The 14,934-nt window shown below is 57.5% G+C and carries 13 protein-coding genes; 5 read left to right on the top strand and 8 right to left on the bottom strand.

Going from position 1 to position 14,934, the window contains the following annotated elements; all coding sequences use genetic code 11:
* Positions 1 to 146: 146 nt before the first annotated feature.
* Together ACT3TP_RS09250 and ACT3TP_RS09245 are read left to right on the top strand one after the other, a co-directional pair.
* Complete coding sequence (locus ACT3TP_RS09250; protein WP_096288187.1) at positions 147 to 695, top strand: cupin domain-containing protein; 549 nt, start codon at positions 147 to 149, stop codon at positions 693 to 695.
* Entirely contained in the window at positions 692 to 1,903 is a 1,212-nt protein-coding gene (locus ACT3TP_RS09245; RefSeq protein ID WP_096288189.1) for an acyl-CoA dehydrogenase, read from the top strand. The genes ACT3TP_RS09250 and ACT3TP_RS09245 overlap by 4 nt, the downstream gene beginning before the upstream one ends.
* Before the next feature lie 22 nt (positions 1,904 to 1,925).
* Here ACT3TP_RS09245 and ACT3TP_RS09240 read toward each other — a convergent pair whose 3' ends face one another.
* From ACT3TP_RS09240 to ACT3TP_RS09220, 5 genes are all read right to left on the bottom strand, one after another.
* Positions 1,926 to 2,783 (bottom strand): PaaX family transcriptional regulator, encoded by an 858-nt coding sequence (locus tag ACT3TP_RS09240; RefSeq protein WP_176484257.1) that lies wholly within the window; start codon positions 2,781 to 2,783, stop codon positions 1,926 to 1,928.
* A 739-nt stretch (positions 2,784 to 3,522) separates the two neighbouring features.
* On the bottom strand, positions 3,523 to 4,038 hold the full coding sequence (locus ACT3TP_RS09235; RefSeq protein WP_096288193.1) for a flavin reductase family protein: 516 nt from the start codon (positions 4,036 to 4,038) through the stop codon (positions 3,523 to 3,525).
* Positions 4,039 to 4,357: 319 nt separating this feature from the next.
* Positions 4,358 to 6,010, bottom strand: coding sequence for a thiamine pyrophosphate-binding protein (locus tag ACT3TP_RS09230; RefSeq protein WP_444620451.1), 1,653 nt, complete (start codon positions 6,008 to 6,010; stop codon positions 4,358 to 4,360).
* Between the two features lie 73 nt (positions 6,011 to 6,083).
* Positions 6,084 to 6,872, bottom strand: a complete 789-nt coding sequence (locus ACT3TP_RS09225; protein WP_096288197.1) for a cyclase family protein — start codon at positions 6,870 to 6,872, stop codon at positions 6,084 to 6,086.
* Between the two features lie 227 nt (positions 6,873 to 7,099).
* Positions 7,100 to 7,579, bottom strand: a complete 480-nt coding sequence (locus tag ACT3TP_RS09220; protein WP_096288199.1) for an acyl-CoA thioesterase — start codon at positions 7,577 to 7,579, stop codon at positions 7,100 to 7,102.
* Positions 7,580 to 7,691: 112 nt separating this feature from the next.
* Here ACT3TP_RS09220 and ACT3TP_RS09215 point away from each other — a divergent pair, with 112 nt between their 5' ends.
* The gene (locus tag ACT3TP_RS09215) at positions 7,692 to 9,035 is read left to right on the top strand and encodes an MFS transporter (protein WP_096288201.1); all 1,344 of its coding nucleotides are present in this window, start codon (positions 7,692 to 7,694) and stop codon (positions 9,033 to 9,035) included.
* A 569-nt stretch (positions 9,036 to 9,604) separates the two neighbouring features.
* Here ACT3TP_RS09215 and ACT3TP_RS09210 read toward each other — a convergent pair.
* On the bottom strand, positions 9,605 to 11,092 hold the full coding sequence (locus ACT3TP_RS09210) for an MFS transporter (protein WP_444616001.1): 1,488 nt from the start codon (positions 11,090 to 11,092) through the stop codon (positions 9,605 to 9,607).
* Positions 11,089 to 12,123, bottom strand: coding sequence for an MBL fold metallo-hydrolase (locus tag ACT3TP_RS09205; RefSeq protein ID WP_096288205.1), 1,035 nt, complete (start codon positions 12,121 to 12,123; stop codon positions 11,089 to 11,091). Before ACT3TP_RS09205 ends, ACT3TP_RS09210 begins: the two co-directional genes overlap by 4 nt.
* Positions 12,124 to 12,350: 227 nt before the next feature.
* Between ACT3TP_RS09205 and ACT3TP_RS09200 the strand changes: the two genes are divergently transcribed.
* Entirely contained in the window at positions 12,351 to 12,839 is a 489-nt protein-coding gene (locus ACT3TP_RS09200; protein ID WP_176484258.1) for a cupin domain-containing protein, read from the top strand.
* 71 nt (positions 12,840 to 12,910) lie between these two features.
* Positions 12,911 to 13,654, top strand: coding sequence for an alpha/beta hydrolase family protein (locus ACT3TP_RS09195; RefSeq protein ID WP_096288207.1), 744 nt, complete (start codon positions 12,911 to 12,913; stop codon positions 13,652 to 13,654).
* On the opposite strand, the gene ACT3TP_RS09190 is transcribed toward ACT3TP_RS09195, so the two are convergent.
* Entirely contained in the window at positions 13,631 to 14,479 is an 849-nt protein-coding gene (locus ACT3TP_RS09190; RefSeq protein WP_096288316.1) for a PaaX family transcriptional regulator, read from the bottom strand. The two genes, ACT3TP_RS09195 and ACT3TP_RS09190, sit on opposite strands and share 24 nt — an antisense overlap.
* Between the last annotated feature and the right edge of the window lie 455 nt (positions 14,480 to 14,934).

Genomic DNA, 14,934 nt, shown 5'->3' with positions numbered 1-14,934 from the left:
TGAATCACTCAATGGAATCCGCGCCGCTGTTCGAACAGCACTTCGTCTTTCGGTCACTACTTCGCAATTTGGATATTGCGAATCTTTGACGGTAATAGTAATTTTGAGACATAGAACACAGAATACAGAATGAATGCGAGGAAAAGATGACCGAGTCAACTCTTACAAGGCAAACCGCTACCGATCGGGTCAGTACTATTCGGGCAGAGGACCGTGAGAACCTCTGGTTCCTAGGTGACCTGATCCAGCCGATCATCACCACCGAGATGACCCAAGGGCGCTTTCAAATGGCCCTGACCCATGCCAAGGCCTCCTCCGAACCACCGTTGCATGAGCATGATGCCGAAGATGAGATCTTTTACATTCTCGAAGGGCACGTCTCCTTCTGGGCAGGCGATCAACACGTGGTACTGGGGGCGCACGACTGCATCTTAATGCCCAAAGATGTCCCCCACATCTTCCAAGCTTCCAAAAACGTCGAAGCCAAGTGGCTAGTTTTCTCGGCACCGGGCGGGCTTGATGAATTCTTCCGCGACGTATCGGTCCCTGCCGAGTATCCTGGTCCGCAGCGCGGCTGGAAGATGGACGACGAAACCGAGCAACGGTTGGACCGGGCCTGCGTCAAGCACAACATCACCTTACTGGACCCCTCGTTGGCAGAGAAAATCAAGCGCGGAGAAGGACTGAACTCATGAGCGTCGCAACGACCACTATCATCTCATCCAAGGCTCCAGCCCGGGAGGTCACCGACGAACTGGTGGCTCGCGTTCATTCGATCGGCGAAATTCTCGCACGCAACGCCATAGCCGCGGATACAGATCGGTTGGTTCCCAAGGAATCGGTCGAGGCTCTCAAGGGAATTGGAGCATTCAATATCTCCCGTTTGCAACGCTACGGCGGTTACGAAGGCGGTGCCCGCATGCTCATGGAGGTCTCCCGTGCGATCGGGTATTACTGCCCCGCTTCGGCTTGGATCACCGTTATTTCAAATGGTTCCGTCATGCTTGCAAATCGCTTTGACTACGACGTACTGGACACCATCTTCGCCGATAAGGAGCCAGTGCTCATGGCCTCGATGTTCTCCTCGCCACAGGGTAAAGCGACTAAGGTCGAGGGCGGCTGGCAGATCAGCGGCAAGTGGCCTTTTTCGTCAAATATCATGAATTCCCAGTGGTCCATCGGTATTTTGAAGACCGAGGAAAATGGAAAGGAAGGCATCGGGTTCGCTATTCTGCCGCGGGAGCAATACACAATCGATGACACCTGGTACACCATTGGCATGCGTGGCACCGCCTCGAACACCATGGTCATCACCGACCAATTCGTTCAAGACCTGCAGGTCATCCCGACCGAACGGATGATGGGTCCAGGATTCGAGGCCTCGGATGAAGAAACTTTCGGACGCAAGATTACCCCGCACCTGACGATGTCGAATACGATTGCAACCCCCGCGTTGGGGGCCTCTGAGCGCGCTATGGATTTCGTGATCGAAATGTCGCATAAGCGCGGTGTCACCAACACGAACTACTTCCCGCAGCACTCCTCGGGGGCCTTCGTCAGCGGGCTGGGCAAGGCCTCGCAGCAGATCGAGTCCTCGTACTTGCTATTGAGCAAGGCAGCAGACGCGATTGATAGTTTCGCCGAGGGTACTGAACCTATGGAGAAGTCTGTTCGTGCCCGCCATCGTGGCAGCATCGGGCATTCGGGCACTGTGTTGGCCGAGGCAATGAATGACCTGTGCTGGTTGCACGGAACCGCGGCATTCTCTGAAAGTAGCCTGCTGGGCCGACTGTGGCGGGACGTCAACACCGGCGTGCGTCACGCTTCGATCACCGCGCCGCTAAACTACGAGCTTCACGGTGATGGGCTGGTAGATATCGAAATGATTTCTACCAAACTGTAGCCCGTCCGAGAACAACCGATTATTACTCCTTCTGAGCGAGGGCGCGAAGGGCATGAGCCCTCGCACCCTCGCTCAGAAGCGTATTAAGGTCATTAAAAAGTTTCTGCGCAGAATAGCCGGCCCATGTTCGTGGCAGCACCGATTTGGGAAGTCCCGGATCCAAGAACGGTAACGTGCGCCACTGAGTGAACATCGGAATAAATGCCTTGAAGGCCTCGGCATCCAGCTCCGGTTGAGATAAAGAGGACACCCGGTCGCGCCAATTCCCCAGCAACCCGATGTAGGTTCGTTCGAAGTGAACGTAGCGTAGCTCGATTTCTTCGAGGTCCCACCATGAACCAAGTTCAGCTTTGGATTCCCCCGGCCCGTTATAGGTGGAGGTGAAGGTCTGGATGTACTGCGTAAGGTCATGGGTCTCGAAGTAGTCAGTAGCTTCCTCCGACAGGTGAGCCGGTGCAATCCATACGCCAGGGTTTACCGAACCGAAGCCCATTTTTTGCAATCCGGTGCGCAAGAGATGCCGGGCTTGACGCGAATCCTCGGGAACGGTGTAGACCACCATCAGCCAATCGCCTTCGTTCTCGGCGTGACGAGGAGTATAGATTCGATCATTGCGCCGCGAGAGATGATTGTAGGCTTCGGTGGAAAGGGCGTAACGTCCTTTGCCGGTTTGTTCCAAGACGCCCTTTTTCTTCAGGCGTGAGACCGATGAGCGCGCACTGCTGGAGTCTACGTCCAACTCTTGGAGCAGGTCGATCAGTCCACCAATCGGTACCGATAGCCCCGGCTCACGCGCATATAGGCCGAAAATGGTCACCACGAATCGGTGATGAGTAGTTTGGCTACCTCGTCCAGCAATGAATTCGTCAGCTACATGCACAATTCTCATTCTACGATGAGACCAAGACAATTATGGCCACGAATTACCGCTAGATGAAGTCATCCAAGCTCTAAAGACTCCAATTGATTAGCAGATCCTTTGGCAGCGCATGTGTAACGAAACGGTAGCAAGAGTGCGGGGACCGGGTGTGAATCCGATAGCACCCCTTGCTATTGCACCCATCGATGCTGGCCGTATCTGCGGTGAACGGAGCGCTCTCCTCCTACTGCCTACAAGGATGCTTGCCCGTTCCGTAATTCCATTCAAGACCGATTGGTTCACTGCCCAATGCTATAGGTGCTGCTTAATGATTCCTGCGATTGGTTCCATCTCAAATAGCGCGAAGGTTCGGATTGTTATTCCTCGGCGACATGAATTTCTCGATTCGCTGACAGCGAGGTTGCTTGTACTCTGGTTTGTAGGTACTCACTAGAGCGAGGGATAGCCGGGACCTGAACGGAAACATATACTTTCCAGGAAAACAGTGGGTGGGCGATTTGTTGAGCAATGGTCGTTTGCACGCCTGTCAGCCTTTGGGTGCTTTGATTCAAGTGTTTTCGATATTTACGCGGCGCTACCGTTTCGCCCCACAGGTGCTTCTAATTGCGTCTGATATACACCTAATTAATATATGGGCCTTGTCGATGTTGTAGCCGAAAGGACCGACCCAAGAGTTTGATTCGAGGCTCGGTCCTTACAGCTTGGTGCATTATTTACTTCTGACTAGAAATTCTGTTTATTAGCTCTGGGAACCGCTCATTTGACCCTGGTGGAATAGCAGTGCTTCATGCTCAGGATGATACGAAAACTCGTGCACTTGCCCGATCAGCACTCGGTGGTCACCCGCGTCATGATTCGAGTAAAGGCTGCATTGGAAAGTAGCTAGGCACCCTCCAAGCACTGGATCCCCAAAGATACCCATGGAGTAGTCGACACCCGCAAATTTGTCTTCTGACGGGCGGGCGAACTGTCGTGCCAGGCCCTGTTGATTAGCTCGCAGAATATTGACGGTGAAGTGGCCCGAACGTTCCAGCACCGGAAGCGAGGCGATCGTTTTGCTCGGACAGAACAACAACAGTGCCGGGTCCATGGACACGGAGCTAAAGGAATTTGCGGTAAGCCCGTATGAACGCCCGTCTAGGTCGGTCGTCGTAATAACGGTTACACCGGTAGCGAACTGGCTAAAGGCGTTACGTAGATCCCGCTGATCAATGCTCTGGTGGGCGGTCTCTGGAACTCGTACATCAATACTCATCACAAATCTCCTGTGCGCTTGTAGGGTAGATCACGTTCGGTATGTATTGACAATATCGATCGTCCACAGCGTTCACTATCCACGTTGCGCAGGAATCAGCCGTTTTCCGCAATCCCTAGTTTCCACACTGCGAAACTATATTGAGATAACCAAATCTGGGTATGAAGAGACTGACGGGGAAGCCAGAATCCACGAAAGCGGAGCACTCATCATTGAAGCGCGCACTGCGATTATTCTGTTTTCCAACCGACTTCTACCTTTGGCTTTGAAGGTCACGGACCGCAAACGCGATTCTTTCTCCGATGGGCCAGCTAACGGATTAGTGCCCTTTAAACGCCTCAGCCAGCCACCAGGCTCCGCCGTCCGACGGGATCTTCGCATCAATGACCAACGGCCCGGCCGGGTCCGATTCAAGCCACTGCTTAACCGCTTCGAGGTCTTCCAACGAACGCACCGTGATTCCTTCGGCGCCGAAACCGCGGCCAATGGCAGCGAAGTCGGTCTCGGGGAAGACCACCGACGCCATGTCGGCGGCCGGATCGCTCGCGCCGAAGTGGTGCACTTCCGCGCCATACGCGGCGTCGTTGTAGACAATGCACACCAGGGGCATCTTCAGGCGGACCGCGGTGTCCAACTCGGCGATGGCCATGTGGAATCCCCCGTCGCCGGTGCCCAGCACAGGCAAGCGATCAGGCTGGGCCAAGCCGGCGCCGATTGCCGTGTACAGCCCCAGGCCGATGGCCTGAAACGCCTGCGTAAAGCAGAAGCCGTGCTCGTCCGGGACGGAGAGGAACTGGCTCGGGTATCCCATGAAGTTCCCGGAGTCCACGCTGAGGATCCGCTCGGCCGGCAGCAGCTGATCCAAACGCTTAGTCAACGTTCGGGGATCTATGGAATTATCCGTGGAGAGGTCCTGGTAGTTGACCTGCTGCCAGTGGATTCCCTGGGTGATCCGTTCATGGACTTCTGCGGTGCGGTAGCCATCGCGTTGATTGATCTTCTGCGAGCGAAGAAGCGAGAGCACATCGCTGGCGCATTGGGCCGAATCTCCCACCACGCCCAGATCCACGGGTCGGTTGGCGCCCAAAGCAGGTTCCTCCAGATCCACCTGGATGACCTTGGTGCCGTTGCCGATCAGGTGGCCATGGCGCATGGTCCACATATTCAGTGCGCAACCGAATCCGACGATCAGGTCCGCATTGCTGATCAGCTCGGCGGCCAGCGGCGAAGAGAATCCTCCGGAGATTCCGAGGTTGAATTCGTCCTCGTTGAATAGCCCCTTGGCTACGGCCGAGGTGGCGACCAGTGCACCGCTATGCCGCGCGAGAGCCAGGAGCTCATCGCGAGCGGACTTTCCGCCGCGGCCGGCCACGAAGACCGGGCGCTTTGCGCTTTGCAGCAGCACAGCCATGGCCTCGACCGAAGCATGCGAGGGCCTGATCGGTTCGACTGGAACCACAACCGGGATTTCGACAGGCTCCACGGCAGGCAGGGCCTGGATATTCAACGGCAGGTTGAGCACCACCGTACGGCGGTCATTGACCGCCGTACGGTAGGCTCGCACCGTATCGGCTACAGCGCTTTCGGCGCTGTGCACCCGTTCGGAGACCGCGTACACCGAGGTTACAAACGAATCCTGGTCCATCGCGAAGTTCGAGTAGACCGCGCTCGGGGCAGCTTCCGCAGCCAAGACGATCAACGGGGTACGGGACTTCGCCGCTTCGCCGATCCCGGTTGCGGCATTGGTCAGCCCGCAGCCCTGGTGCACTGAGAGCACCGAAACCTTGCCACTGGTCCGCGAATACGCATCCGCCATCGTGGCGGCGCCGCCCTCATGCCGGGTGGCGGTATAGGCCACGCCATGGGCCATGAGGGCATTGGTCACCGCAAAGTTTCCGCTGCCGACCACACCGAAGGCGTGTCCCACTCCGAGCCCGGCCAGGGTTTTGCCGACTAATTCTGCGACGTTCATTCACGTTCCTCCATACAGGCGAAAATCAATAATACGAGCACCCATTGCGCGACTGGGCAGTCGAGTCATGAAGTCAGTTCTCAACCAGGGCAAGCACCCGTGCGGGAGCACCGGTGCCGCCGACAATCGGCAACGGTGCGACCACGATCATCGCACCGAAGGCTGACAACTTGTCCAGGTTCTTCAGCGAAGTGATCCCGTACTTATCTGCTCCGAGCAGGTAATAATGCATGGGAAACGGAGGTTCCAGCACCCCAGCATTGCCCGCATCGATTCCCACTGTCTCCACGCCGATTCCTGAGATATCCAGTTCGTCGGCAATGTACTTGGCGCATTCGGCGCTGAAGCCCGGGGTGTGCGAACCGGAGTCATCCAGGTTCAGGAATGCCTGCTTGTCATGGTCGAACTGGTCCCAACCGGTCCGGAAGAGCAACCATGAGTTCTGCGGAAAGTCCCCGTGTTCTTCCTGCCAGGCCTGGAGGTGCTCCACGTCGATGAGGAAATCCGGGTTGGCGGCTGACTCTGCACTGAAGTCCAGCACTACTGCTGGTCCGATCAGGCGCTGCGGGTCCAGCTGGGAGACGTCCTTGCCGTCTTTGCCACTGATCCAATGGATGGGCGCGTCAATGTGCGTTCCGATATGCTCACCGGTTTGGATGTTGTGGTGTTTCCAGAACGGTCCTGGCGCGTTATAGGCTGATACCTCTTCGAGGCTGAAGTCGTTCAAGTTAGCGAAAGGTTCTGGCAGCACCAAGGTAGGGGTCTCTGCCGATAGCGGCGCGGTCAGATCGTGGACTTGGACTGCTCCCGTAGCCAGCGCCGTCAAGGTGGAGCTCAAGGTGCCTTCGTTAATGTTGGTCATATAATCTCTCCTGCATGCGCCGGTCACCGAGTAATTAACCTAGAGTTAAAGTGACGATCGTCACGAACTTAACATTTCGATTCAATCTACCAGCCGGCGCGCGGAAGGCAAACAATTTCACGAATTGGGTCAAGCCGCATGGAGGCATCAGCGCACGGACAATAGCGGCCCCTTCATGTAGGCGCCACAGCCGTAAGCCACGGCCCGCAGAGGCGGGTCGACGGCATTTAGGTTCCAACACCCAGCGCAGCAAGGATTTCCTTTGGCCAAGGTGCCGACACTTCCCCACCTTGAGGAACGCAGACCGTCACGAATTTCCCCTCGGCCGCAAGTACTAGCCCGCGCCCTTGGTGCGGGTGGCCCCAGACCTTGAACCCGAAGGTCATCGAGCTCGTTCCGATACGCTCCACCCGGACTGCGGTAGTCACCTTCTGGCCGAAGAAGAGCTTGGCGCTAAAATCAATTTCTTGGCGCACTCGGGGTGCCATCGCGAAATAGGAATCGGCACCAGCATCGCGAAAGAGCTTCGCCTCGGCCGCCTCGACGAAGCGCATGATGGCAGAGTTGTGCTGGTGCCCGGCCGCGTCCGTATCCACCCATTCAATAGTCCTCTGTAGCGCCTCGCCATTCACTCCCGACGAGAGGAATACCTCGGCCAGCGTCGCCAACGATGCCTCCGCGACACTTGTTTTCTCGCGATTACTCATCGCTCCTCCTAGATAATATTTATATAGGCATTGTAACGCACGTCACTTTAACGAGATGATTCATAAGTTGGACCCGAGAACACACGCCCCATCAACAACTAGGAGCTTGAAGATGACTTCTTCTCCCAAGGTAACGGATTGGAAAATCCCCAAACGCACCACCGGCATGGTGCTGTTCGCCTGTTGGCTCGCCATTCTGGCGGAAGGCTACGATGTCGGGGTGCTCGGCGCGGTGCTTCCTGCGTTGGCCGAGTACAAGGAATGGTCACTCAGCCCGATGGAGCTAGGTGGCCTCGGCGCATACGCCCTCGTCGGCATGCTGTTCGGTGCACTATTCATCGGCACTCTCAGCGACATCATCGGCCGCAAGCGCATGTTGCTGTTATCCATGGTCGTCTTCACCATCACGCAGGCCGGAGCCGCCTTGGCACCAACTCCTGAAATCTTCGGGCTGTTCAGACTAATTGGCGGATTGGGAATGGGCGGCATCATTCCCGTGGCTGCGGCATTGACCATCGAATACTCGCCGCCGAAGAAGCGTTCGCTGAATTACGGAATCATGTATTCCGGATATTCATTGGGCATAGTCGCGGCAGCATTGGTCGCCATGGCCCTGCTCCCCATCCTCGGATGGCGTTGGGTAATCGCCGTCGGCGTGCTGCCGGTCGTGTTGCTGCCGCTTGTGGCATGGATTCTCCCGGAATCCCTTGAGTACCTCGTTGCCAAAGGCAAAATCAGCGAAGCGAAAGCCCTGGCAGCACGCCTCAATGTTGCCGACTACAAGCCGGTGGCACCGCCAGTACTGGCAGGAAAGATCCCTTGGCGTGAAGTCATGGGCTCCATGTTCTCCGGCAAGTGTCTTCGCTCCACCATATTCTTTTGGATATCACTGTTCTGCGGCATGGTCTTGGTCTACGGATTGAACACGTGGTTGCCGCAGATTATGCGCAGCGCCGGTTACGACCTAGGTTCATCGCTGACCTTTTTGCTCGTGTTCTCCTTGGCCTCAGCCGCAGGCGGACTGGCGCTGGGTTACCTGGCCGACAGGTTCGGCCAGAAGCCAGTCTTGGTGATCTTCTTCCTGCTCGGTGCCGGCGGCATCCTGCTGCTGATGTTCCCGAACACCATGTTCATCAACTTGTGCTTCGTGGCCTTCGCAGGCATCGGCTCGATCTCTACCTCGCTGGTGCTCACCGGCTACATCGCCGATTACTACCCCGCGGCTCAGCGTGGCACCGCGACCGGATGGGCGCTGTCCTTCGCACGCGTGGGCGCCATCTCCGGTCCGATCATCGGCGGTTGGATCGCAGCGACGGGGATCAGCTTTGAATTCAACTTTGTTTTCTTCGCCATCGTTGGAGCCATAGCGGCCATCGCAGTGGCCTTGATTCCGCCGAGGATCAAGGAAGACCAGCCCCCGCAACCGGTTATCGAGCGGGAGCTCGCAGCCGACTGATTCTTCGGAAATACACTTAGTAGCAAAACCAGCACGGTCTCGGAACTCGCTTTCAAGCGTGGACCGAGGCCGTGTTTGCATATGCACATGAAACCAGTGAAGGGCCGGATACTCAAGCTTGCCGGGTGACACTGACACGCAATTGAGCCTACGGTTACGCCGGCGTCCCAGGACCCCATCCGGGAGCTGCCATTGCTACCGCGCTTCGAAGACTTGCCCGGATCTCTGGTCAGGAAGCGGCATCCATTGGTGCCTCACTTCCAACACCATGATGCTGAACCCAATCCCAAGGTATTTGGGTTGGCACTTCCCAGGTTTACTTGCTGCGTCCGATCCGCGCATGCAACCTTGTCACATCGCCAATCCATTCACATGGCCGTTACCGAATGGGCTGCGTGGTCATCGCGCTACCCGATTACCATTGGTCGGGATCGGCGAGCGCTATCTGCCTGGCGCATGCGCCGACGGGTCCCGCATAAAAGGCCAAAGCTCCAAAACCCGCGCCCGCTGACTAAGCAAAGTCAGCGGGCACAGACGTAACGAAGGCTCTGAGGATTCGTTGCTGACGATCAGCCGGTGAACGTGAATTTTGTCTGCAGCTTGCGCGCCGTGCGGTCCGGGTTGAGCATCAGGACGCAGAAGATGCCGACGATGACCAGGTAGATGCCGATCATCCCGAATGAGGAGTTCATGCCCTGGGCGAGCAGTGCGGACATTTCCGCCGTATCGGCGACCCCCTTGGCACCCGGGATATAGCCCGCGCGATCCATGAGTCCACCGACCATGGCCGGAGCGATGACACCGCCGATCGAGGCCAGCCCGGTCAGCGTGGCCATGATTGCAGCACGTTGCTTGGAGCAGACACTGAAGGCGATGGCCGTTGGTGCAAGCGGGTAGATCATCGCGGTGCCCGCGCCCAAGGTCAGCATCGCGACCGCAGCGTATCCCGAAAGGAAAGGAAGGATCGAGAAGCACACGCCGGAGATCAGGAGAGTCGCTCCGAACAGTGCACCCAGAGCCCAGCGGACGGTAACTCCGCGTTTCATCAGGTAGCGCGAGCCGAAGCCCAGAATCAGCAGGGCGATGGCACCCACAACCCACGGAAAGGTCGAAACTAGTCCGATCATTTCCGGTGACAATGCGACCACTGAGCCTAGATATTTCGGAGACCAGGTGGTGAGGAATCCTTGGGCCCAGAAACATCCGGCCCCAGCCAAGACCGCGGCAACGAACATCCATGATCCCAAGACTCTTCGAATCGGGACGATCTGCAGCAGGTCTGCCGAATCGGCGATACTGCCCGTACCGTTGGGTTCGAATTCCTCCACCGGTTCCGACTGCGTTTCGTGCTTCGTCGCTGAATGCGGCGTGGTCCGCTGCGCTGCCTCAGACTCCTCTTGGGCTAAGGCTCTGCCCGCTTTCGAATGGCTGTACGGACCATCGCGACCCACAATGAGCCATGCCACGCTCCAGAGCAGCCCGAAGAGACCCAAGAAGCCGAAGGCCCAACGCCATCCCAAAGCTGGGTTTGCGATGATCCAGGCCAGGGCAGGAGCTGCGAGAATCGGCCCCAAGGTCGACCCAGCGGCGACGATACTGCTGGGCAGTCCGCGTTCCTTGGGTTTGAACCATCCATGAACATGCTGCAAAGAAATAGGTGTGGCCGGGCCTTCAGCACCACCTAAGAGGATACGGGTCACCAGCAAGACCGCTGCACCGCCACCAAAGAGCATCGGGAACTGCAGGACGGCCCATGCGACGCCCATGGTGAGCAGGATCCAGCGGGTGGACACCTTTCCCGCTAGAAAACCGACCGCGACGCCGACGATGGCGAAGAGGAAGAAGAATGCGCTGCCGATGAAGCCGAACTGCCCGGCGGTCAAGCCCAGCTCGCGCATGGCGGGATCAGCCACAAGGCCCAATACTGCTTTGTCGGCAAAATTGACGATCTGGAAAATAACGAGCATGCTCGTCACGATCCAAGCCCGACGGTTCATCTTGCCGTTCCTGATCGCGGCGCTCAGGGTGTGGTCTGCGAGATTCTGTGCATGGCTCATGCCAAGCTCCCTTTGGATTCAGTGGCGGCAAGTTGCAACTCTACTCCGCCAATATCAAAGACATCATTGTCTTCTGCGATGGAAACGGTCCCGGAAAAATCCCTACGCGCGGTGTTCAGCATGATCTCCAAGTCGGCGGTGCCGGGAGTGTTGGGAACGATATGGTGCAGCACCAACGATGAAACGTTGGCCTGCTGCGCGACCTTGCCCACTTCGCTGTACGGAGTGTGCGATTCGCGCAGGTGCACTTCGATGCCATCCCGGGTCGGCCCGTCAGGGAATGTCTGAAGGATCCCCGGAAGGTCGATGACTTCGTGGAGCAACAGATCCGCGCTTTGGGCCAGCTTGATGCAGTTCTCGGAGTAGGCTGTATCCCCCGAAACCACGACAGAACCGTAGCGCGAGTCGATCCGGTAGGCGAAGGCCGGGAAGCACAAGCGATGGTCAACGAGAATGGTCGAGATGGTGACCAGGTCGTCGCGGTAGATCTCGAATGGCTCCATCTGCGGGTGCCTATTTTCCACAGCGCAGGCTCCGGTGGATTCAGGGATCTGGATGTTGTGCGCTTGGATCCATTTATGTGGCTCGTCACGGCCTTCGTCTGCCATGCGAATGAGTACATCCGAGGCAAAAACCTTATCCAGCAAAGCGTCCACGATTTCTTCCGTGCTGCTCATCTCTCTATTGCCCACTCGTGCGGCGACATCTTGCTCGTGCTTCTGGTCCAGAGCGGGGACGCGGTTGGGCCGGCCTGGTCCGAAGACCTGGATGGGCCGGGTGAAAGACTCTCCCGGTACCTGCCACCCGGTGACCAGGTAGGCGCCGAGGTCGTAGATGTGATCGGAGTGGTGGTGGGTCAGCAGCACCGCGCGCAACTCGCCCCAGTCGGCGTGCGAACGGTAATTGCGGATGCTTCCCATTCCACAGTCGATGACATAGGTAGCCCCATCGACACGAATCGCCGTGCTGGTTCCTGCACGGGAGCTGGAGACGATAGGGCCGCCTCCGGTACCGAGCGTATAGACGCTCATTCCTGTTGTCTGATTGGTGTTCACATTGATGCCTTACTCGTGGTGAGCAGCAAAGGGTCCCATCGACCGCGATGCGTGGATTGCGAGGGTAGTCAAGCGTCCGGCAACGACGCCGACGTGATAGAAATCATATACACCGTATTTTGCGACCGCAAGACCTATTGCATATTCAATGTGATCTATGCCATTCTGAGATCATAAGTTCGCAACCTCACAAAGGAGTCATCATGGATCAGCAGCAAGGCCAGGAAATCATCTTGGGCGACCTACCCAAGGGCATCACCTTGGCAAGCGAATCAATGGGCAACAAGACATGGAACGTCCTTGGCCATACTTACCTATCCAAGGTCGAGAGCTCCAGCAGTTTTGCATGGCTGTCCCTGGATCCAGTGGGCACCGGCGTGCCGCCACATGTGCACCCGACCCAGGACGAACACATCTACATCATGGAGGGCACCTACACCCTTTATCTGGACGGCGAATGGTTCAAGGCGGGCCCTGGCGATACCGTGCGGATGCCGATGGGCCTTCCTCACGCGTACTTCAATAAGGATGAAACACCGGGCAAGTCGCTCTTCTGGGTCAGTCCTTCAGGTCAGCTCGCCACGCTTTTCGATGAACTCCATGATTTGACCGACCCGGAGGAAGTCGTCCGGCTCTCGGCGCTGCGCGACGTCAACTTTCTGCCACCAGGATCGGTCCCTGGCGCAAACTAGTATCGTATGAAAATTCCGGGTGGCCGGCAGGGAGATCCTGCCGGCCACCCGTCGGTGAAAGGTAAAATCCCGTGACTCAAAAACAGCAAGGCAGCCAAGTATTGAGCTACGGCGGCCATCCAGATCAGCGCATCACCTTGGTGCACCCTCAAGACCAATCCTCCCGGGGCACCGCGGTCTTGGTCCACGGGGGCTACTGGCGACAGCGGATCACCGCCGCGGTTATGCAGCCCATGCTTGAGGATCTGCTGCAGGCCGGCTGGAGCGTGGCCAATGTGGAATACCGGCGCGGACCAGAACATGCCTGGCCCATGCCTTCTAGCGACGTAGCCGCAGCGATTCGGCTGGTTCGCAGCACGCTGCGCGACCAGGGACGCGAACAGCACGTAGTACTGGTCGGGCACTCGGTCGGAGGGCAGTTGGCCCTGCTCAATGCCGATCTTGCCGATTCAGTAGTCGGCCTTGCCCCGGTCACCGATGCGGCAAAGGTCTTCGAAGAAGACCTCGGGGACTCGGCGGCCATCGAGTATTTCAGGAAGTCACCAGTTGAGATTCCCGGCATCTACCGCCAAGCGTCACCATGTGCGCAGCCGGCTCCGGTGGTGCCTGTGCTATTGGTCCACGGGCGAGATGACGACCGGGTGCCACTGGAGCATACCGAGCAGTACATCCGCTCTCTGGGCGAAATCGCCCAGTACACGACGATGATCCATCCCCGGTTGGATCACTTTGGGATCATCGCTCCGGAGCAGCATCATTGGGATGCGGTTCGGGACTGGATGGATCAGAGCTCAGCTAGCGCGCGAGCAGAGTAGCTCAGTCGCATACGACTCCGCCAGCGGGGACAACAGCTCATGCAACGCAAGGAAGGTCTTCTTAGCCTGCGGCGCTTTCCACCCTTCGGGAAGGTATTCGAAGGGAAGATTCGGATCACGATAGGGGAAGTGCCGCCACCGTGTCAGCATGGGCACGTAGAAGGCAAACGCCTCACGCTCTAGATCGCTGCGCTCCTCGGAAGATTCTGCTGTCGCGGCAAGTCTCTCGCGCCATGCGCCCAGTCGTCCGACGTAGAGCTGAAGGAAGTCGGTGTACTGCTGGTCCAAGGCCTGCAGGTCCCACCACTGCGCCACACGGTCCCGGATATCTGCCGCGGGAATGTAGTCTGCGCGGAAGTACTCAATGTATTCGGATAGCCCGCGTGCGTCCAGCCGCGCCTTGGCCTGTTCGAATGCCATTTGCGGCCCGACGGCCACGCCTCCGGCGACCATCCCGAAGCCCATGCTCCCCAACTCAGTACGAAGTTCGTACCGGCGGTGCCGCTCGCTTTCGGGCACCGAGAAAATAGCCAAAATCAGCGACTCCTCCGAAGTGGAGCGCGACGGGGCAAAGATCCGCTGGTCGTCCTTGCGGAAGCCATCCACGATTTCGGCGGACAGCTGATAGACGGACTCATTTCCAGAGCGCTCGTTGATGAGCACTCCGCGGCTTTTCAATCGAGAAATGGTCGAACGGGAGGCTTGGGATTTAATCCCCAGCGCACCGAGCATCTCAACGATGACGGAGACGGGGAATGAGCTGGCAGCTGATTGCCCATATAAGCCATAAAGCGTCACCAGCAGATTCTGGTGTTGCAATTTCATTCCCCCGACATCCACTGGAACGACGTCCTCCATTTTGCTGATTAGAATTTATGGTACTCAATCTCATCCTATGCGGACAGCCGCTATTTCCAGCGCAAGACGGTGACGTGGCCGCATGCCACGGGGCATTTCAGCGTAAGCCTCTTGGAATGCACCACGGCCACCGCGCGCGACATATCACCTAGCGAAAGCAGAGAAACGGGTACCGCCCGGTCGCTTCTTTTGATTTCGCGTTCGCTTCTTTTGATTTCGCGTTCGCTTTGACATCGTAAGCCAGCGACAGCTTCCCGCTGTTTTCGTGTTGGCGCTCTCGACCGATCCCTCTGCCCGACAAAGTAGGCGATTAATTCCCTCCAATTCGATATCCACTCAATTTCGCGGTGGTCTGTGCAGGAACATTTTTGGTCGATGCGCTTGTAACTCCGAGTATTCATTGGTCGAGTTTTCCACAACAC

Source organism: Glutamicibacter sp. AOP38-B1-38, assembly GCF_052377485.1.
In the GTDB taxonomy this organism is placed as follows: Bacteria; Actinomycetota; Actinomycetes; order Actinomycetales; family Micrococcaceae; genus Glutamicibacter.
This window is presented reverse-complemented; position numbering and strand designations above follow the sequence as displayed.